Raw genomic sequence first — 17,960 nt, forward strand, 5'->3', positions numbered from 1 at the left:
GATTTGACAATGGTTGACGCGAATCCGCTGCAGACCGCCGGGAATGCGCGCGATCCGCAGCGTAATCGATGCGACGCCGAACGCGCCCGGAGCGGGCCAATCGGCGGGCTGGCTTACTCGGCGTCGTCGTCGTCCGACTCGTCGAGCGCGTCGGCCGGAACGTCACCGTATTTCGCGACGACCGCCGCCTTGAACGTCTTCAGCGCCGGCTGCTGGTCGCACAGCTTGTACAGCGCCGCCAGCTGTTGCGGCCAGTCCTTCAGTTCCTTCGCGAACACGTGCAGGCGCGCGACGGTGTCGAGCGCGTCGGCTTCGCGGCCGGCCAGTGCCTGCAGCGCCGCATAGCGGCGCAGCACCGTCTCGCCGGGCAGCAGCGCGATCGCGCGCTCGTGCGCAGCGAGCTTGGCCGGCAGGTCGTCCGCCGAAATCGGGAGCAGCGTGGCCGCGCCATATTCGCCCCAGGCGCCGAACAGCAACGACGGCGCGTCGCGATACTGCGCGGCCGGATCGCTGCCGTAATACAGCACCTCCGCACGCTGGTAGTCGCGCAGCACGGGCACCGCCGCCAGCACGCCGCCGACCGACAGCACCGCGAACAACCCGAAGGCTGCGCGCCCCGGCAGGATGCGCAGCGGCTTCACGTCGAGCAGCCCGATCACGAACATCGCAGGCAACAGGAAGAACATGTACTGCTGCGGATACTCGACCAGCGCATGCATCAGCAGGATGCCGATCAGCGCGAAGCCGAACACGCGCATGCTCGACTGCGGCGCGCGCACCGCTCGCACGAACCACGTCACGAGCGCGACGACGAGCACGCCCAGGCCGACAAGGCCGGACTTCGCGAGCAGGTCGATGAAGATGTCGTGCGAATTGTTCGCGATCTCGACGCCGCCGAGCGCGCGCACGAGCGCGAACTGGTGCGACGGGAACTCGCCCCAGCCGACGCCGAGCAGCGGGTGCTCGCGGAACATCGCGAGCCCGTACTTCCACAGTGCGAGGCGCGGCGCGATCTGCCCCGCGTCACGCATCCGGTCGGCCGCGGATTCCGCGAGGTTCAGGTGATAGTGCACGTTGGCCCAGCGCACCGCGACGTTCACCGCGACGAACACGGCGGCGAGCAGCACGGGCATCAGCCACGCGCGCGCGCGCACGTTGGCCGGCGCGCCCGGCTTGTCGCGCGATTCGGCCCGCGCCATCCAGAAGCCCGCGACGACCATCACCGCGACCTGCAGCCACGGCCCGCGCGACACCGTCAACGCAAGACCGACCGACAGCACGAGCGACAGCGCGAGCCACGCCCATACCGCGAGCCGGCGCGTCTGCACGAGATACAGCGCGCCCGCGAGCGCGAACGCGATGTAGCTGGCCAGATGGTTCGCCTGCGCCATGTTGCCGTACGGGCGGCGATCGACCGCGACGTTGTACATCACGACGAACGGCGACAGCGCCGACTCGAGGTGGAACAACTGCACGACCTGGCAGAACACGGCGAACACGCCGCCGATGAGCAAGGCGCCCGCCATGATCCGCGCCGCCGCTTCCGCGAGCTGCTCGCGCGCGAGCGCAAAGCCTGCCTGCATCGCGACCAGCGCGGCGGCGAGATAGCCGACCGCGAGCCAGTTCATCGACGGCACCTTGAGCGGAATCAGCGCGACCTGTGCGATGAGCACCACCGCGAACCCGAGCGGCGCAGCGAATGCAGCCGGCGCCGCAAACGGCGTGGCCGGCCGGCTCGTCCGCACGAGCAGGATCACGGACACGCCCACCAGCAGATACAGCACCAGCGCGGAAAATTCGGAATAGAAGGTCGGGATCGGATACGTGTGATTGGTGATCGCATACGGCACGATCAGGGCGACAGCCAGCGCAACGAGCGGCAACGAACGGGAAAAAGTAGAAGGCATGAGCGAACCGGATGTCAGCAACCGGCGCACTATACAAAACTTTCCCCCCTCTGTGCGGAGCCGTCACGCCGGATGCATGGCCGGCCGCATCGATCCGGCGATCACCGCCCTGCCCGCCCGCTATGCGCGACACTCCGCCGGCGCATATTTCGCAGGCAGCGTCGCGGCATCGCCCGGCAACGGCCCGGCTCCCGGCGCCGGCAGCGACGACGCACCCTTGCCGGCAGCGAAGCACTCCCACGCGATCGCGCCGGCCTGCATCGCGCCCTTTTTGAGCGGCACGCGTGCGGTGGGCGCGTCGGCCTTGTCGGGCGCGGACGGCACGAGCACCAGCGTATTGGCATCGCCTGCCGCGACGCGGGCGGTAAAGACGACCGTGATCTGGCCGGTCTCGCCGTCGATCGCGACGGATTCGACGTTGCGGGTCGCGGCCGGCGGGCTGTAGCCGCCGTCGAGGCCCGCGCCGCTCGCAGCGTTGTCGGCGACGGCCAGCCGCGCGGACGACGCAAGCGCGAGCCCCTCGCCGACGCGCGAACGCGCAAGGTAATCCTGGTACGCGGGAATCGCATAGGCGGCGATCACGCCGACGATCGCCAGCACGATCATCAGTTCGATCAGCGTGAAGCCGGCCGGCCGCCGGCGCGCCCGCCGCAGGTCGGCGGCAACGCGACGGAACAGGGAAACGGAAAAGGCTTCGAACATGGCAGGCTCCGGAAACGAAAAACGCCTGCCGTCAAAGGCAGGCGTCTCGATCGTAGCCAGCAGGGCGTGAATCCGGCAGTCGGCCGGATGGCCAGCGTCAGTGCGAACCGGGCGCGCCCGGCGTGCCACGGCGCTTCCTCAGCGCGTAGCCGGCCACGACGACGAACAGCGCGCCCGCGATGCTCGCCCCGTAGAGCACCGGCGGCGTATCGAGCACCGGCCAGCGGTCGCCGACCGGGTCGTTCACGATCAGGCCGCCCGCGATCCAGCCGAGCAACCCGGCGCCGAGCGCCACGACGATCGGGAAACGGTCGAGCAGCTTCAGCACCAGCGTGCTGCCCCACACGATGATCGGCACGCTGACGACGAGCCCGAAGATCACGAGCGGGATCCGGTGCGACGGGTCGGCCTGCTCGGCCGCGCCGGCGATCGCGATCACGTTGTCGAGGCTCATCACCGCGTCGGCGATCACGATCGTCTTCACGGCATCCCACAGCCGGCTGGCCGGCTTGATGTCGTCGTGCGCGTCGGCGGCCGGCGCCATCAGCTTGATGCCGATCCACAGCAGCAGCAGCCCGCCGCCGAACTTCAGGAACGGCACGTCGAGGAGCGCGACTGCGAACGTGATCAGCGCGACGCGCAGCAGGATCGCACCCGCGGTGCCCCAGATGACGCCGCGCAGCCGCTGGTTCGCGGGCAGGTTGCGGCATGCGAGCGCGATGACGACCGCGTTGTCGCCGCCGAGCAGGATATCGATGATGACGATCTGGAGCACGGCGCCCCAGTGCAGCGACGTGAGGAATTCGAGCATGGACGGACGCGGGGTGGACAGTCTGCCGGGCGCAGGCGCACGCGGGTTCGCCGCCGGCCGCACGATGCGCGCGCAGCCTTACGGGAACATTTTGCGAGCATAACAAAAAACGCCGGCAAAGCCGGCGTTTTTTGCAGGACGAACCCAGGGGGAAATTTTACAGCGCCTTCTTCAGCAGACGGCCCATTTCCGACGGGTTGCGCGTGACGGTGATGCCGCACGCTTCCATGATTTCCAGCTTCGCTTCGGCCGTGTCCGCACCGCCCGAGATCAGCGCGCCGGCGTGGCCCATGCGCTTGCCCGGAGGCGCCGTGACGCCCGCGATGAAGCCGACGACCGGCTTCTTCATGTTGTCCTTGATCCACTCGGCGGCATTGGCTTCGTCCGGACCGCCGATTTCGCCGATCATCACGACCGCATCCGTATCCGGATCGTCGTTGAACATCTTCATCACGTCGATGTGCTTCAGACCGTTGATCGGGTCGCCGCCGATACCGACTGCCGACGACTGGCCGAGGCCCAGCGCCGTCAGCTGCGCAACCGCTTCATACGTCAGCGTGCCCGAACGCGACACGACGCCGATGCGGCCCTTGCGGTGGATGTGACCCGGCATGATGCCGATCTTCAGCTCGTCCGGCGTGATCGTGCCCGGGCAGTTCGGCCCGAGCAGCAGCGTCTTGCGGCCTTCGCGACGCATGCGGTCCTTCACTTCGATCATGTCGCGCACGGGGATGCCTTCCGTGATGCAGATCGCGAGATCGAGGTCGGCTTCGACCGCTTCCCAGATCGCAGCGGCAGCACCTGCCGGCGGCACGTAGATGACCGACACGGTCGCGCCGGTTTCGGCCTTCGCTTCCTTGACGCTCGCGTAGATCGGAATGCCTTCGAAATCTTCGCCGGCCTTCTTCGGGTTCACGCCCGCGACGAATGCTTCGCGGCCGTTTGCGTATTCACGGCAGGCGCGCGTATGGAACTGACCGGTCTTGCCGGTAATGCCCTGCGTGATGACCTTCGTGTCCTTGTTGATCAGAATCGACATGTATTTTGACCTCTGTTCGATTGGCGTCGCGTGCAAGCCGCGCCGCCATGCGTATTCGACGATAGCGTTACTTGCCTGCGGCAGCCGCGACGACCTTCTGCGCAGCCTCTTCCATGCTGTCAGCCGAGATGATCGGCAGGCCCGAATCGGCCAGCATCTTCTTGCCGAGGTCTTCGTTCGTGCCCTTCATGCGCACGACGAGCGGCACGTTCAGGTTCACGGCCTTCGAACCGGCGATCACGCCTTCCGCGATCACGTCGCAGCGCATGATGCCGCCGAAGATGTTCACGAGGATCGCCTTCAGGTCCGGGTTCTTCAGCATCAGCTTGAACGCTTCCGTGACCTTCTCGGTCGTCGCACCGCCGCCGACGTCCAGGAAGTTCGCCGGTTCGCCGCCGAACAGCTTGATCGTGTCCATCGTCGCCATCGCGAGGCCTGCGCCGTTCACGAGACAGCCGATGTTGCCGTCGAGCGAGATGTACGCGAGGTCGAACTTCGACGCTTCGATTTCAGCCGGATCTTCTTCGTCCAGGTCGCGGTACGCGACGATTTCCGGGTGACGGAACAGCGCGTTCGAGTCGAAGTTGAACTTCGCGTCGAGTGCGGTGACCTTGCCGTCGCCGGAGACGTTCAGCGGGTTGATTTCGGCCAGCGATGCGTCGGTTTCCCAGAATGCCTTGTACAGGCCTTGCAGGATCGCGCGCGCTTGCGGAATCGAAGCGGCCGGCACGCCGATCTTCGCGGCGAGGTCGTCTGCCTGCGCGTCGAGCAGGCCCGTCGACGGCTCGACGATGACCTTGTGGATCAGTTCCGGGTGCTTCTCGGCAACTTCCTCGATGTCCATGCCGCCTTCGCTCGAGCCCATCAGCACGATCTTCTGCGAGATGCGGTCGACAACCAGGCTGACATACAGTTCCTGCTTGATGTCGGCGCCTTCTTCGATCATCAGACGGTTGACCTTCTGGCCTTCCGGACCGGTCTGGTGCGTGACGAGCTGCATGCCGAGGATCTGGTTCGCGTATTCGCGCACCTGCTCGATCGACTTCGCCACCTTCACGCCGCCGCCCTTGCCACGGCCACCCGCGTGAATCTGAGCCTTCACGACCCAAACCGGGCCGCCGAGCTCTTCTGCCACCTTGACGGCCTCGTCCACCGAGAACGCCGGCTTGCCGCGCGGTACCGCGACTCCGAATTTCCGCAGGATTTCCTTACCCTGGTACTCGTGAATCTTCATGCGTGATTCCCTTCAGTCTGAGAGTTGGATGAAAAGTCGCTTTAGACGCTTCTTCGAATGATTTCCGTTCATTCCTTCGTGCTGCCATCACCGGACAGATCCGGCCGAAGCGGGCCATACCACCGCGGGTAATACTGCCGCACGACCTCGCCGTCGAACCGCAACGCCCGGCAGCGGCCGAGCTGGAAAGGCGGTTCGGCGTGCACGTCGCCATGATCCGGCCCTTCGCCGCCCTCCTCGCGCACGTTCCACACGTCACCGGCGAACGCCTGGATCGCTGCCGTCGGCAGCACGGCGCACAGTTCGGTGAGATGGGAACAGCCTGCGACGCCGGCGAGCAGCCGGTTCGCGTTGCGGCGGAAATTGCGGAAGAGATTGAGCCCGATGAGGGCCCGATAGGCAGGAGTGGCGGATTGACAGTGACCGGGATAGGGAACCCATTCCGAAGACGCTTCGGCGTCGACGACATTGAGGTCACGATCGATAGTCACGCGCAGCCAGAGTTCGTGGATCGGCAGGCCCTGGGGCCGGATGCCCGACGCAAGCGCGACATCGCGCGGCTTGTGGTCGGTCAGGCAGGCTTCGATGTCCCACAAGCCGTCGCCGCGCTCGTAAGCTTCCGCTCGGATTGCGCGTCGATGTCGCAACTGACGGGGCACGGGCTCGGATAGCGGCATGCTGGAGGTTGAGGCCGAAGAGGAAAACCCACGGATTTTAGCATATTGGGTATTTGAGACACTCTGACGCGACGGCGGGTATTCCCGCCTGTCCGGAAGCCGTTGCGTTGCAGCAAAATCGCGCGCCACGCGCGACTTCGGCGATCAGTCGTCGCCGAACATTTCTTCGCCGCACTTCAGCAACTTCACGATGGTCGCGCTCGAGAAGCCCCGCGCCGCAAGAAAGCGCGCCTGCTTCGCCCGCTCGGCTGGCGTTTGCGGCAGTGCACCGAATTTCTTGCGCCAGACCGCCTGCGCACGCGCCCATTCGGTCTCGCGAAGCTGCGCGTTCACCTCCTCGACGAGCGTGTCGCCGACCGCATGACGCTTCAGCTCGCTGACGATGCGTGCGACGCCGACACGCGACGCGCGGCGATGCACGAGACTCTCGGCAAAACGCGCATCGGACAGCCAGCCTTCCTGTTCCAGCGCATCGAGCACGGGTTCGACGGATTCGTCTTCGCCGACGTAGGGCGCGAGCTTGCGCGCGAGTTCCGCGCGGCTGTATTCACGCCTGGACAGATAGCCGAGCGCGCGGCCCTTCAGTGACCGAGCGGGTTTCGACGACGAAGGCTTGCGCGCGCCCTCCGCCTCGGTGGCGGCGCCTGACGGCCGGCGCGTGCGACGCGGGTTCTGGCTCGTGCGGGTATAGACGTCTTCCGTGGCCGCGGCGGAAGCAGCGGAGGACGCGCTTTCGCGCGCGAAGCCGACGCCGGACACGCGACGACGGGAGCGGTCGTGCGCATCGAACGATTCATCGTCGTCGAACGGATCGCTCGGTGCGGCAATCTCAAACGAAACGAGGGCATCGTCGGATGCCCTCGTCGCGGTGCGGTTCGCGGCATGGCTGGCTGAAGCGCCCGCGGACCGCCGGCTGGCGCCCGGGGACGCGACGCGCCGGTCGGAATCGCCCGGCGCGCTGCGCGCGTCGTGCTCTTCCGGCCCGCCTGTTCCGCCCCGGCGCCCGACCATCACTCTTCTTCGTCCATCGCCTCGGCTTCGTCGTGGCCTGCACCATCCGGCATGGCGGCAACGCCGAGCGATTCGCGAATGCGGTTCTCGATCTCGCGTGCGATTTCCGGATTCTCGCGCAGGAATTCACGCGCGTTGTCCTTGCCCTGGCCGATCTTCTCGCCGTTGTAGCTGTACCAGGCACCGGCCTTGTCGACGATCTTCGCCTGCACGCCGAGATCGATGATCTCGCCCTGACGCGAAATGCCTTCGCCGTACAGGATGTCGAAGATCGCTTCGCGGAACGGCGGCGACACCTTGTTCTTGACGACCTTCACGCGGGTTTCGTTGCCGATCACCTCGTCGTTCTTCTTGATCGAGCCGATCCGGCGGATATCCAGACGCACCGACGAATAGAACTTCAGCGCATTGCCGCCCGTCGTGGTTTCCGGGTTGCCGAACATCACGCCGATCTTCATCCGGATCTGGTTGATGAAGATCACGAGGCAGTTCGTGCGCTTGATCGTGCCCGTCAGCTTGCGCAGTGCCTGCGACATCAGGCGGGCCTGCAGACCCGGCAGCGAATCGCCCATCTCGCCTTCGATTTCGGCCTTCGGCACGAGCGCCGCGACCGAGTCGATGACGATCATGTCGATCGAGCCCGAGCGCACCAGCGCGTCGGTGATTTCGAGCGCCTGCTCGCCGGTGTCCGGCTGCGAGATCAGCAGCTCCGGCACGTTCACGCCGAGCTTCGCCGCATATTGAACGTCGAGCGCGTGCTCGGCGTCGATGAACGCTGCGGTGCCGCCCAGCTTCTGCAGCTCGGCGATGACCTGCAGCGTGAGCGTGGTTTTACCGGACGATTCGGGGCCGTAGATCTCGACCACCCGGCCGCGCGGCAGGCCGCCGACGCCAAGCGCGATATCGAGGCCCAGCGAACCCGTGGAGACGACCTGGATATCTTCCGCCGCCTCGCCGTCGCCCATGCGCATGATCGAGCCTTTGCCGAACTGCTTCTCGATCTGGGCAAGCGCGGCGGCCAGCGCCTTGCTCTTCTCGGCGGTCATCCCGGAGCCCTTCTTGCTATCTTCCATGAATCGTCCTTTGCTATGATGAGCAGCGTCTGTCAGAGGCGCGCCCGCTTTCAAGCGCCGCCCACGAATGCAGACACTGTATAAAAAAACAGTGTTTTGTGCAAGCCCGCAATGCAGGCTGCGTTGTACACGAATAACTTCGGAGACAGCCGGCCGGCGCGAACGCCCCGCCGGCCATCGGTCAGCACCCATGCGAATTCTCATCGCGGAAGACGACAGCATACTCGCGGACGGCCTCACCCGGTCACTCCGCCAATCGGGCTATGCGGTCGACCACGTGAAGAGCGGCGTCGATGCCGATACGGCACTGTCGATGCAGACGTTCGACCTGCTGATCCTCGACCTCGGGCTCCCGAAAATGTCCGGGCTCGACGTGCTCAAGCGCCTGCGCGCCCGCAATTCCAACCTCCCCGTGCTGATCCTGACGGCCGCCGACAGCGTCGACGAGCGCGTGAAGGGGCTCGACCTCGGCGCCGACGACTACATGGCCAAGCCGTTCGCGCTCAACGAGCTCGAAGCGCGCGTGCGCGCGCTGACCCGGCGCGGGGCCGGCGGCGGCCCGACCGTCGTGCGCCACGGCTCGCTCGCGTTCGACCAGGTCGGCCGCATCGCGTACGCGAACGATCGCGTGCTCGACCTCTCCGCGCGCGAGCTCGGCCTGCTCGAGGTGCTGCTGCAGCGGATCGGCCGGCTCGTGTCGAAGGAGCAGCTCGTCGACCATCTGTGCGAATGGGGCGAGGAAGTCAGCAACAACGCGATCGAAGTCTACGTGCACCGGCTGCGCAAGAAGATCGAACCCAGCGGCGTACGGATCTCGACCGTGCGCGGCCTCGGTTACTGCCTCGAGAAGGCCGCGCCCGCCGCGCCGGCCGACTCGGCCGCGCCCCAGCCCGCGGCGGCCGGCACGCCGCTGCGCTGATCCCGGGCGTTGCCGCGATGGCCACGCCGGCCCATACCCGCCACCCGACCGGCGCGCCGTCGTCGGCCGCCGACGAGGCGCGCGACGCGCGCTACGAGAACCCGTTCGCGCCGCCCGACGAAACCGATGCGCCCGAGGCACCGCGCCCGCGCTCGCTGTTCGGCGAGATCCTCGACTGGATGCTCGCGCCGCTGCTGCTGCTGTGGCCGATGAGCATCGCCGTCACCTACCTCGTCGCGAAGACGATCGCGAACGGCCCGTTCGATCGCGCGCTCGAGACCAACGCGTACGTGCTCGCGCGGCAGATCCATCCGGTGAACGGCGTCGCCGAGCTGACGCTGCCGGAGCAGACACGCGACTTCCTGCGCGCGGACAACGTCGACAGCGTCTATTTCCAGGTGCTCGGCACCCGCGGCGAACTGGTCGCGGGCGAGGCCGACATGCCGCTGCCGCGCGACGAGGACCGCCCGCCGCCGGGCGTCGTCATGTTCCGCGACGACCTGCTGCGCGGCAACGACGTGCGCGTCGCGTATACGACGGTCGCGCTGCCGCAATCGAACGACACCCAGCCCGTGCTCGTGCAGGTCGGCGAAACGCTGGACAAGCGCAACGCGCTCGCGAACGACATCATCAAGGGCGTGATCCTGCCGCAGTTCGTGATCCTGCCGCTCGCGATCCTGCTGGTCTGGTTCGGGCTGTCGCGCGGGCTCGCGCCGCTCAACGCGCTGCAGGCGCACATCCGCGCGCGGCGGCCCGACGACCTGTCGCCGGTCGAGGCGCAGCGCGCGCCGCCCGAGATCGAGCCGCTCGTCACGTCGTTCAACGACCTGCTCGCCCGTCTCGAACAGAACATGGCGCTGCAAAAGCGCTTCATCGCCGACGCCGCCCACCAGATGAAGACGCCGCTCGCGGGCCTGCGCACGCAGGCCGAGTTCGCGCTGCGCCACCCCGTCCCGCCCGACGTGCAGCGCTCGCTCGAGCAGATCGCGACGAGCTCCGAGCAGGCCGCGCGGCTCGTCACGCAGTTGCTCGCGCTGGCGCGCGCCGAGAACCGCGCGAGCGGGCTGACGTTCGAGCCGGTCGAGATCGCCTCGCTCGCGCGGCGCGCGGTGCGCGACTGGGTGCAGGCCGCGCTCGCGAAACGCATGGATCTCGGCTACGAAGGCCCGGACGCCGGACGACACGCCGCTCGACGTCGACGGCAACCCGGTGATGCTGCGCGAGATGCTCGGCAACCTGATCGACAACGCAATCCGCTACACGCCGGACGGCGGCCGCATCACCGTACGGGTGCGCGAGGATCGCGCCGCGCGGCTCGCGCACCTGGAAGTCGAGGATACCGGGCCGGGCATCCCGGCCGCCGAACGCGAGCGCGTCGTCGAGCGCTTCTACCGGATCCTCGGCCGCGAAGGCGACGGCAGCGGCCTCGGGCTCGCGATCGTGCGCGAGATCGCCACGCAGCACGGCGGCACGCTGACGCTCGACGATCATGTCTACCAGCACGCCCCGCGCCTCGCCGGCACGCTCGTGCGCGTGACGCTCCCCTTGCACGACCCGGCCCCGGAATAACCCTGACATGCGCCGCAACATCCTGCCGCAGCACGGCTGATTGCGCGAACTTGCGTGCCGTTTCCCGAGCGAACGACACACGAAGACAGCCGTTCGCCGCGGGTTAACGTGGCATCGTTTTATGCCTGCGAGTCAGTCCGCCGTAAGTTTCCCTACCAATAATCGTCAACAGGCTCGCCTCCCAAGGCGACCCAACACCAATATCAAGAGACTTGGAGACGACTCATGGCAACGTTAGGCGGGCAAATTTCGCACTCGCCGATGACGGGCGAAGAGAAGAAGGTGATCTTCGCGTCGTCGCTCGGCACCGTGTTCGAGTGGTACGACTTTTACCTGGCCGGCTCGCTCGCGGCCTACATCAGCAAGAGCTTCTTCTCCGGCGTCAACCCGACCGCCGCCTTCATCTTCACGCTGCTCGGCTTCGCGGCCGGCTTCGCGGTGCGGCCGTTCGGCGCGATCGTGTTCGGCCGCCTCGGCGACCTCGTCGGCCGCAAGCACACGTTCCTCGTGACGATCGTGATCATGGGCGTGTCGACGTTCGTGGTCGGCTTCCTGCCCGGCTACGCGTCGATCGGCATCGCCGCGCCCGTGATCTTCATCGCGATGCGGCTGTTGCAGGGTCTCGCGCTCGGCGGCGAGTACGGCGGCGCGGCGACCTACGTCGCCGAGCACGCGCCGGCCAACCGTCGCGGCTTCTACACCGCGTGGATCCAGACGACCGCCACGCTCGGCCTGTTCCTGTCGCTGCTCGTGATCCTCGGCGTGCGCACCTTCATCGGCGAGGAAGCGTTCGGCAGCTGGGGCTGGCGCGTGCCGTTCGTCGCGTCGATCCTGCTGCTCGCGGTGTCGGTGTGGATCCGGATGCAGCTGAACGAATCGCCGGTGTTCCTGCGCATCAAGGCGGAAGGCAAGACGTCGAAGGCGCCGCTGACCGAAGCGTTCGGCCAGTGGAAGAACCTGAAGATCGTGATCCTCGCGCTCGTCGGCCTGACCGCCGGCCAGGCCGTCGTGTGGTACACGGGCCAGTTCTACGCGCTGTTCTTCCTCACGCAGACGCTGAAGGTCGACGGGGCGAGCGCGAACATCCTGATCGCGATCGCGCTGCTGATCGGCACGCCGTTCTTCCTGTTCTTCGGTTCGCTGTCGGACAAGATCGGCCGCAAGCCGATCATCCTCGCGGGCTGCCTGATCGCGGCACTGACCTACTTCCCGCTGTTCAAGGCGCTCACGCACTACGCGAATCCGCAGCTCGAGATCGCCACGCAGAAGGCGCCGATCACGGTCATCGCCGATCCGGCCGCCTGTTCGTTCCAGTTCAACCCGGTGGGTACGTCGAAGTTCACGAACTCGTGCGACATCGCGAAGAGCGCGCTCGCGAAGGCCGGCTTGAACTACGAGAACGTCGCGGCACCGGCCGGCGCGACGGCCCAGATCAAGGTGGGCGACACGGTGATCCCGGCCTACGAAGGCAAGGCAGCCGACGCGAAGGCGCAGGGCGCGGCGTTCGACAAGACGCTCGCGTCGACGCTGAAGGCAGCCGGCTACCCGGCCAAGGCGGACCCGGCGCAGCTCAACTGGCCGATGACGATCGTGATCCTGACGATCCTCGTGATCTACGTGACGATGGTCTACGGCCCGATTGCCGCGATGCTGGTCGAGATGTTCCCGACGCGGATCCGCTACACGTCGATGTCGCTGCCCTATCACATCGGCAACGGCTGGTTCGGCGGCTTCCTGCCGGCCACCGCGTTCGCGATCGTCGCGGCGAAGGGCGACATCTACTCGGGCCTCTGGTATCCGATCGTGATCGCGCTGGCCACGTTCGTGATCGGCCTGCTGTTCGTCAAGGAGACGAAGGACTCGAACATCTACGCGCAGGATTGACGGTTGAGGCGCCTGCTTCGGCCGCTTGCGGCGGGCCGGAGCGTGGTGCCGGCAACTTGTTTCGAGAAAATATGAAAAAAGATGTTGACACCCCGGTTGGGCATCAGCATAATTCAAGTCTTCGGCGAATTAGCTCAGTCGGTTAGAGCGACGGAATCATAATCCGCAGGTCCGGGGTTCGAGTCCCTGATTCGCCACCAAATGCGAGAGCCCGGTAGATCTTTGATCTACCGGGCTTTTTCAGTTTCGGCTCTGCGGTTATCCGCGAACCTTGATTCTGTTGCCCGGCCTCCGGCGGCACAAGCGCAGCCAACTCATCAGGCGCATCCCCCGCATCACCGCCCCGCTCAGCAGCCGACCGACTGCCGCCACCAGCGTGCCGCCCGGAGCCGCAGCACGATGCCCACGCCCAACACCACGATTTCATCCGCCGCACTCGTCACGCCGGCGCCTCCCGTTCATCGCTACGCCGCCACCGACCCGCGACTCACATCACTCGCACGCGCCTGCAACCTGCTCCGCCAATCCTCCCCGCCTTCCAGCGACGGCGTCGCCTCGAACACCTCCGCGACCCAGTCGGCGAACACGCGCACCTTCTGCGACAGGTGCCGGTTGTGCGGATAGACGATCGAAATCGGCTTCGGCTTCGGATTGCAGTCCGGCAGCACCTCGACCAGCGAGCCGTCGAGCAGGTTCGGCAGCACCATGAACAGCGTCGGCTGGATCATCCCGAACCCTTCGAGCCCGCACGTCACGTAGGCATCCGAATCGTTGACCGTGACGGTCGACTTCAGCCTGATCTCCACCGGCTTGCCGTCGATCATGAACACCCACGGAATCGCACGCGCGCCGTGGCTCGAACGAAAATTCACCGCGTGATGGTCGGCGAGATCGGCAATCTCGTGCGGCTCGCCGTGACGCGCCAGGTAATCGGGCGACGCGCAGGTCACGCGCTTCAGCATTCCGATCCGCCGCGCGACCATCGACGAATCCTCGAGCGGCCCGACCCGGATCATGCAGTCGATGCCCTCCTCGATCGGATCCACGTAGCGGTCGGAGAGCCCCAGTTCGAGCGTGATGTCGGGGTAGCGCTGCCGGAACACCGGCAGCGCGGGAATCACGAGCCGACGCCCGAGCGCGTTCGGCATGTGGACGCGCAGCACGCCGCTCGGCTTGCGGTTGCCCGTCTGGAAACTCGCGTCGGCCTCCGCGATCTCCGAGATGATCTTCGTGCAATGCTCGTAGTACGCTGCGCCTTCCGGCGTGAGCGACAGCCTACGCGTCGTCCGGTGCATCAGGCGCACGCCCAGCAGCGCCTCAAGGTTCTGAATGATGGTCGTCACCGACGCGCGCGGCATCGCGAGCGTGTCGGCCGCGCGCGTGAAGCTGTTCGCGTCGACCACGCGGGTAAAAACTTCCATCGCCTGGATTCGGTCCATGCTGCCCCCCTTCGAATCGCCAACGGAACAGAATAGAGCGCGTGGAAGCCCCGACACAAGCCCCGTCCCATTATTCGCACGCACCGAATAGTCAAGCGTTTCGCAGTAGAAAAAGACGCGAATTCAACCGGCCGAACCCGACGCGTGCGCCGACTCTCGAGCCGCACGCGGCGCTCAACCGGCAAACCGTTCCCGATATCCCTGCGGCGACACGCCCAGCACGCGCACGAAACAGCGTCGCAGTGTTTCCTCCGAGCCGAACCCGCAGCGATCGGCAATCCGCTTGACGGGCCATGCCGTTTCGCCTAGCAGGCGCTGCGCGGCCTCGACGCGGAGCTGCTCGACCGCGCGGGCAGGCGTGCGCCCAGTCTCGGCGCGGTAATGGCGCACGAAGCTGCGCTCGCTCATCCGCGCGCGCTCGGCGAGCACCGGCACGGACAGGTCCGCGGCAAGGTGCTCGGCCATCCACGCATGCAGTTCGCCGAACCGGTCGTCGGTGCGCTGCATCGACAGCATCGTGCTGAACTGCGCCTGTCCACCCGGGCGCTTCAGGAACACGACGAGTTCGCGCGCGACGTCGAGCGCAGCCACCCGCCCCAGGTCCTCCTCGACCAGCGCGAGCGCGAGATCGATGCCGGCCGTCACGCCGGCCGAGGTCCACAGCGCGCCTTCGCGGATGAAGATCGGATCGGATTCGACGCGCACGTTCGGATAGCGCGCCGCGAATTCGTCGCAGCGCGCCCAGTGCGTGACCGCACGGCGTCCGTCGAGCAGGCCGGCCTCGGCGAGCAGGAATGCACCGGTGCAGACCGACGCGACCCGTCGCGACCGCTCGGCCTGCCGACGGACCCAGCGCACCAGCCGCGCATCCCGGGATGCCGCATGCACGCCCTTGCCGCCGGCGACGATCAGCGTATCGGGATGCCCGCCCGCCGAACGCAGCGACTCGGCCATCACGACGAGGCCCGACGACGTCTCGACGGGCCCCGCTTCGGCCGCGACGACGCGCGGCGCGTATGGCGCCGGCTGGCCGCGCTCCTGCGCGAGCTCGTTGACGGACGCGAACACCTGCAGCGGCCCGGACACGTCGAGCAGCTGCGCACGGGGGAACGCCAGCACGAAGATCGCGCGCGGAACGGTAGACATGTCGATTGGCTGAAAACGTGGGCGATATGGCGATTTCGCCAAACACTACGCGCCTAGAATCGATCTGTCCATCACGCGTCGACAACGGCGTTCCGCTCAATCCCTCGGGGTATCCACATGACCCTGCATATCGGCTTTCTCGTGTTTCCGGGCGTCCAGCAACTCGATCTCACCGGCCCTCACGACGTGCTCGCATCGCTGCCCGACGCGGCCGTCCACCTGGCCTGGAAGTCGCGCGACACCGTCGCGTCGAGCAGCGGGCTCGCGCTGACGCCGGGCCACACGTTCGACGACTGCCCGCCGCTCGACGTGATCTGCATTCCGGGCGGCACCGGCATCACCGACCTGCTGTCCGATCGGGAGACGATCGACTTCGTGCGCGAACGGTCCGCAGCCGCGCGCTACGTGACGTCGGTCTGCACGGGTGCACTGCTGCTCGGCGTGGCCGGCCTGCTGCGCGGGCGGCGCGCGACGACGCACTGGGCGTTCCACACGCTGCTCGAACCGCTCGGCGCGGTGCCCGTGCGCGAACGCGTGGTGCGCGACGGCAACCTGATCACGGGCGGCGGCGTCACGGCCGGCATCGACTTCGCGTTGACGATCGCCGCGGAACTGGCCGGCGAAGAAGAAGCGCAGGCGATCCAGCTGCAACTCGAATACGCGCCCGCGCCGCCGTTCGACGCCGGTTCACCCGACACCGCGCCGGCCGGCGTCGTCACGCGGGTGCGCGAGCGCTCGGCAGCCAACCTCGCCCGACGCCGGCAGGCGATCGAGCAGGCCGTCGCCGCAATGGATCGATGACGGAGCGAATCCCTGCCATGAACGTCTTCCGCAGCGCCGCGTTCACCGCGGACCGCGCGTGGGGCGCGCTCGACATCGCGAACCTGGGCGGCATCACGGTTCGCCTGCACTGGACCGACCAGCCGTATCGATGGCACGTGAACGACGGCGAGGAAGTGTTCGCGGTGCTCGACGGCCGCGTCGAGATGCGTTATCGGGAAGCCGGCGTCGAGCGTTCAGTGATGCTCGCGACCGGCGACGTGTTCCACGCGACGGCCGGCACCGAGCACGTCGCGCATCCGCTCGGCGAAGCACGCATCCTCGTGATCGAAACCGAAGGCAGCATCTAGACGCCCACGCCGCCGCGGTGCGGTATCCCCCGCATCCGGTCGCCGCGATCTTGGTAGACTGTCGCGCTGTCGATCACGCGGAACCCGCACATGAATCTCTACACCAAGGAAGGCAAACCGCTGCAGGTCGGCGGCCAGATCGTATTCAGCCGCACGGGACAGGTCGTCGGACGCATCAGCGGCCGCAGGGTCTTCGGCAAGAACGGCCGCTACGTCGGCACCATCGCCGGCGACCGGCTCGTCTATCGCTCGACCGACAGCGTGGCGGCCGGCACGCCGTTCTCCGCCGCCAATCGGACGGGCATCGCGAAACTGCACCGCGTCGCGTCCGTCGTATGGGGCAGCGAGCCCGATATTCCGGCCTGACGAAACGCGCCTGCGCCGGGGGCGCTCAACCCGAGATCGTCCCCGTTCCCTGCGACGGGACGAGTTTCGGCAACGGCGTACACAGGCACTGGCACAGGTCGTGTTCGAGCGCGACGACCTTGCCCATCACGGTCATCGTCCGCGCGCCGCCGTCGGACACGATCACGCCCGGCGACTTGCACGCGGCGCAGAACACCGGCGCGCCGAGATAGGCCAGCGGCCGGCCGTCGAACGACGAATTGGCGATCCCGTCGAGCACGACGACGCCGTGATCGGTCGTGTCGCCCTTCAGAATGAATTTGCGGCCCATGTGTCGGTTCTTCTCTCGGAGGCGCCGCCTGGCGCTCATTGTCCGCCCGTCGGTTGCGGGCGTGCCGTGAGGATATCACCGCGGCGCCCCCGAACCGGCACTTGCGTCACACGCCGATGCGCCCTCTGTCACACGAACAGCCGGATGCACAGCGCCGCGCCGCACAGATACGTGCCGAGCGCGCCGACGAACCGCGCGGGATTCGGCTTCGACATCGTCGGCCACGCGAGCAGGCCGATCACGAGCAGGCATCGGCAGACGGTCGCGGCGACGATCAGCGACAGGATCGCGCCCGACGGCTGGTGCGCGCCGAAGTAGAGAAACAGCACCGCGAGGAACGGTACGTATTCGGCCGTGTTGCCGTGCGCGCGCACGATCTTGTGCAGCGCATTGGTCGGATCCTCCGCGCAACCGGACCCGGTCGTCACGCGAAACCGCATGACGGAGACGGCAAGGCCCAGCCCGAACAGCAGCAGGCCGAGCACGGCGGTACAAGCAACAGCGATCACGTTCATATGGTGAGGACTCCGGTCGGGACAGGAAGCCACGCCGGACAGCCACGTCGGACGACGCCGCCCCGGCGGACACGCGGAGATCATGGACGATGCCCGCAACCGCCACGATACCCGGAGCCGGGGCCGCCGCCTATCCGGCGCCGCGAGCCGCCCAGCCGCGCTCGCGCCGGATCCGTGCGGGCGCATTACCGACGATCCGGCGAAAGCACGTGGTCATATGCGCCTGAT

The 17,960-nt window shown here is 67.1% G+C and carries 17 protein-coding genes, 1 tRNA gene and 1 pseudogene; 7 read left to right on the plus strand and 12 right to left on the minus strand.

What is annotated here, in order from left to right; all coding sequences use genetic code 11:
- Positions 1-113: 113 nt before the first annotated feature.
- The 8 genes from WT26_RS17635 to recA form a co-directional block, all read right to left on the minus strand.
- Entirely contained in the window at positions 114-1,907 is a 1,794-nt protein-coding gene (locus tag WT26_RS17635; RefSeq protein ID WP_069273397.1) for a PglL family O-oligosaccharyltransferase, read from the minus strand.
- 120 nt (positions 1,908-2,027) lie between these two features.
- Positions 2,028-2,609 (minus strand): pilin, encoded by a 582-nt coding sequence (locus WT26_RS17640; protein WP_069273398.1) that lies wholly within the window; start codon positions 2,607-2,609, stop codon positions 2,028-2,030.
- Between the two features lie 97 nt (positions 2,610-2,706).
- Positions 2,707-3,420, minus strand: a complete 714-nt coding sequence (locus WT26_RS17645) for a TerC family protein (RefSeq protein WP_069273399.1) — start codon at positions 3,418-3,420, stop codon at positions 2,707-2,709.
- 157 nt (positions 3,421-3,577) lie between these two features.
- Complete coding sequence (gene sucD, locus WT26_RS17650) at positions 3,578-4,459, minus strand: succinate--CoA ligase subunit alpha (protein WP_006477916.1); 882 nt, start codon at positions 4,457-4,459, stop codon at positions 3,578-3,580.
- A 67-nt stretch (positions 4,460-4,526) separates the two neighbouring features.
- Complete coding sequence (gene sucC / locus WT26_RS17655; RefSeq protein WP_006477915.1) at positions 4,527-5,693, minus strand: ADP-forming succinate--CoA ligase subunit beta; 1,167 nt, start codon at positions 5,691-5,693, stop codon at positions 4,527-4,529.
- 68 nt (positions 5,694-5,761) lie between these two features.
- Positions 5,762-6,370, minus strand: coding sequence for a DUF2889 domain-containing protein (locus WT26_RS17660; protein WP_059523443.1), 609 nt, complete (start codon positions 6,368-6,370; stop codon positions 5,762-5,764).
- A gap of 144 nt (positions 6,371-6,514) precedes the next feature.
- A complete protein-coding gene (gene recX / locus WT26_RS17665; RefSeq protein ID WP_069273400.1) occupies positions 6,515-7,381 on the minus strand; it encodes a recombination regulator RecX in 867 nt (288 codons plus the stop codon).
- Positions 7,381-8,454, minus strand: a complete 1,074-nt coding sequence (gene recA / locus WT26_RS17670) for a recombinase RecA (RefSeq protein ID WP_059523447.1) — start codon at positions 8,452-8,454, stop codon at positions 7,381-7,383. Before recA ends, recX begins: the two co-directional genes overlap by 1 nt.
- Before the next feature lie 190 nt (positions 8,455-8,644).
- Between recA and WT26_RS17675 the strand changes: the two genes are divergently transcribed.
- The 4 genes and pseudogenes from WT26_RS17675 to WT26_RS17690 all read left to right on the plus strand — a co-directional run bounded on the left by WT26_RS17675 (position 8,645) and on the right by WT26_RS17690 (position 13,026).
- Positions 8,645-9,373: a response regulator transcription factor gene (locus WT26_RS17675; RefSeq protein WP_059665507.1), complete on the plus strand. Its 729-nt coding sequence runs from the start codon at positions 8,645-8,647 to the stop codon at positions 9,371-9,373.
- A gap of 17 nt (positions 9,374-9,390) precedes the next feature.
- Positions 9,391-10,942, plus strand: a pseudogene (locus WT26_RS17680) (sensor histidine kinase N-terminal domain-containing protein).
- A 225-nt stretch (positions 10,943-11,167) separates the two neighbouring features.
- A complete protein-coding gene (locus tag WT26_RS17685; RefSeq protein WP_059665510.1) occupies positions 11,168-12,826 on the plus strand; it encodes an MFS transporter in 1,659 nt (552 codons plus the stop codon).
- Between the two features lie 123 nt (positions 12,827-12,949).
- A tRNA-Met gene (locus tag WT26_RS17690) sits at positions 12,950-13,026 on the plus strand.
- A gap of 264 nt (positions 13,027-13,290) precedes the next feature.
- Here the strand turns inward: WT26_RS17690 and WT26_RS17695 are convergent.
- Positions 13,291-14,265: a LysR family transcriptional regulator gene (locus tag WT26_RS17695; protein ID WP_069273401.1), complete on the minus strand. Its 975-nt coding sequence runs from the start codon at positions 14,263-14,265 to the stop codon at positions 13,291-13,293.
- Positions 14,266-14,439: 174 nt separating this feature from the next.
- Positions 14,440-15,411, minus strand: coding sequence for a GlxA family transcriptional regulator (locus tag WT26_RS17700; protein WP_069273402.1), 972 nt, complete (start codon positions 15,409-15,411; stop codon positions 14,440-14,442).
- A 117-nt stretch (positions 15,412-15,528) separates the two neighbouring features.
- Between WT26_RS17700 and WT26_RS17705 the strand changes: the two genes are divergently transcribed.
- From WT26_RS17705 to WT26_RS17715, 3 genes are all read left to right on the plus strand, one after another.
- Complete coding sequence (locus WT26_RS17705) at positions 15,529-16,212, plus strand: DJ-1/PfpI family protein (protein WP_069273403.1); 684 nt, start codon at positions 15,529-15,531, stop codon at positions 16,210-16,212.
- Positions 16,213-16,229: 17 nt separating this feature from the next.
- Positions 16,230-16,541 carry a cupin domain-containing protein gene (locus WT26_RS17710; RefSeq protein ID WP_069273404.1) on the plus strand — a complete coding sequence of 104 codons (312 nt, stop codon included), beginning with the start codon at positions 16,230-16,232 and terminating at the stop codon, positions 16,539-16,541.
- Between the two features lie 90 nt (positions 16,542-16,631).
- Positions 16,632-16,907 (plus strand): hypothetical protein, encoded by a 276-nt coding sequence (locus WT26_RS17715; RefSeq protein ID WP_059526695.1) that lies wholly within the window; start codon positions 16,632-16,634, stop codon positions 16,905-16,907.
- Between the two features lie 25 nt (positions 16,908-16,932).
- On the opposite strand, the gene WT26_RS17720 is transcribed toward WT26_RS17715, so the two are convergent.
- Both WT26_RS17720 and WT26_RS17725 read right to left on the minus strand, forming a co-directional pair.
- Entirely contained in the window at positions 16,933-17,217 is a 285-nt protein-coding gene (locus tag WT26_RS17720; protein WP_069273405.1) for a PAAR domain-containing protein, read from the minus strand.
- Positions 17,218-17,345: 128 nt separating this feature from the next.
- Positions 17,346-17,732 carry an MAPEG family protein gene (locus WT26_RS17725; RefSeq protein WP_069273406.1) on the minus strand — a complete coding sequence of 129 codons (387 nt, stop codon included), beginning with the start codon at positions 17,730-17,732 and terminating at the stop codon, positions 17,346-17,348.
- Positions 17,733-17,960: the final 228 nt, after the last annotated feature.

This window comes from Burkholderia cepacia, from assembly GCF_001718835.1.
Lineage (GTDB): Bacteria > Pseudomonadota > Gammaproteobacteria > Burkholderiales > Burkholderiaceae > Burkholderia > Burkholderia cepacia_F.

Bases quoted from the DNA above. Each gene is read 5' to 3' on its own strand.
- WT26_RS17635 (WP_069273397.1), bottom strand. From the start codon at position 1,907: ATGCCTTCTACTTTTTCCCGTTCGTTGCCGCTCGTTGCGCTGGCTGTC.
- WT26_RS17640 (WP_069273398.1), bottom strand. From the start codon at position 2,609: ATGTTCGAAGCCTTTTCCGTTTCCCTGTTCCGTCGCGTTGCCGCCGAC.
- WT26_RS17645 (WP_069273399.1), bottom strand. From the start codon at position 3,420: ATGCTCGAATTCCTCACGTCGCTGCACTGGGGCGCCGTGCTCCAGATC.
- sucD (WP_006477916.1), bottom strand. From the start codon at position 4,459: ATGTCGATTCTGATCAACAAGGACACGAAGGTCATCACGCAGGGCATT.
- sucC (WP_006477915.1), bottom strand. From the start codon at position 5,693: ATGAAGATTCACGAGTACCAGGGTAAGGAAATCCTGCGGAAATTCGGA.
- WT26_RS17660 (WP_059523443.1), bottom strand. From the start codon at position 6,370: ATGCCGCTATCCGAGCCCGTGCCCCGTCAGTTGCGACATCGACGCGCA.
- recX (WP_069273400.1), bottom strand. From the start codon at position 7,381: ATGGTCGGGCGCCGGGGCGGAACAGGCGGGCCGGAAGAGCACGACGCG.
- recA (WP_059523447.1), bottom strand. From the start codon at position 8,454: ATGGAAGATAGCAAGAAGGGCTCCGGGATGACCGCCGAGAAGAGCAAG.
- WT26_RS17675 (WP_059665507.1), top strand. From the start codon at position 8,645: ATGCGAATTCTCATCGCGGAAGACGACAGCATACTCGCGGACGGCCTC.
- WT26_RS17685 (WP_059665510.1), top strand. From the start codon at position 11,168: ATGGCAACGTTAGGCGGGCAAATTTCGCACTCGCCGATGACGGGCGAA.
- WT26_RS17695 (WP_069273401.1), bottom strand. From the start codon at position 14,265: ATGGACCGAATCCAGGCGATGGAAGTTTTTACCCGCGTGGTCGACGCG.
- WT26_RS17700 (WP_069273402.1), bottom strand. From the start codon at position 15,411: ATGTCTACCGTTCCGCGCGCGATCTTCGTGCTGGCGTTCCCCCGTGCG.
- WT26_RS17705 (WP_069273403.1), top strand. From the start codon at position 15,529: ATGACCCTGCATATCGGCTTTCTCGTGTTTCCGGGCGTCCAGCAACTC.
- WT26_RS17710 (WP_069273404.1), top strand. From the start codon at position 16,230: ATGAACGTCTTCCGCAGCGCCGCGTTCACCGCGGACCGCGCGTGGGGC.
- WT26_RS17715 (WP_059526695.1), top strand. From the start codon at position 16,632: ATGAATCTCTACACCAAGGAAGGCAAACCGCTGCAGGTCGGCGGCCAG.
- WT26_RS17720 (WP_069273405.1), bottom strand. From the start codon at position 17,217: ATGGGCCGCAAATTCATTCTGAAGGGCGACACGACCGATCACGGCGTC.
- WT26_RS17725 (WP_069273406.1), bottom strand. From the start codon at position 17,732: ATGAACGTGATCGCTGTTGCTTGTACCGCCGTGCTCGGCCTGCTGCTG.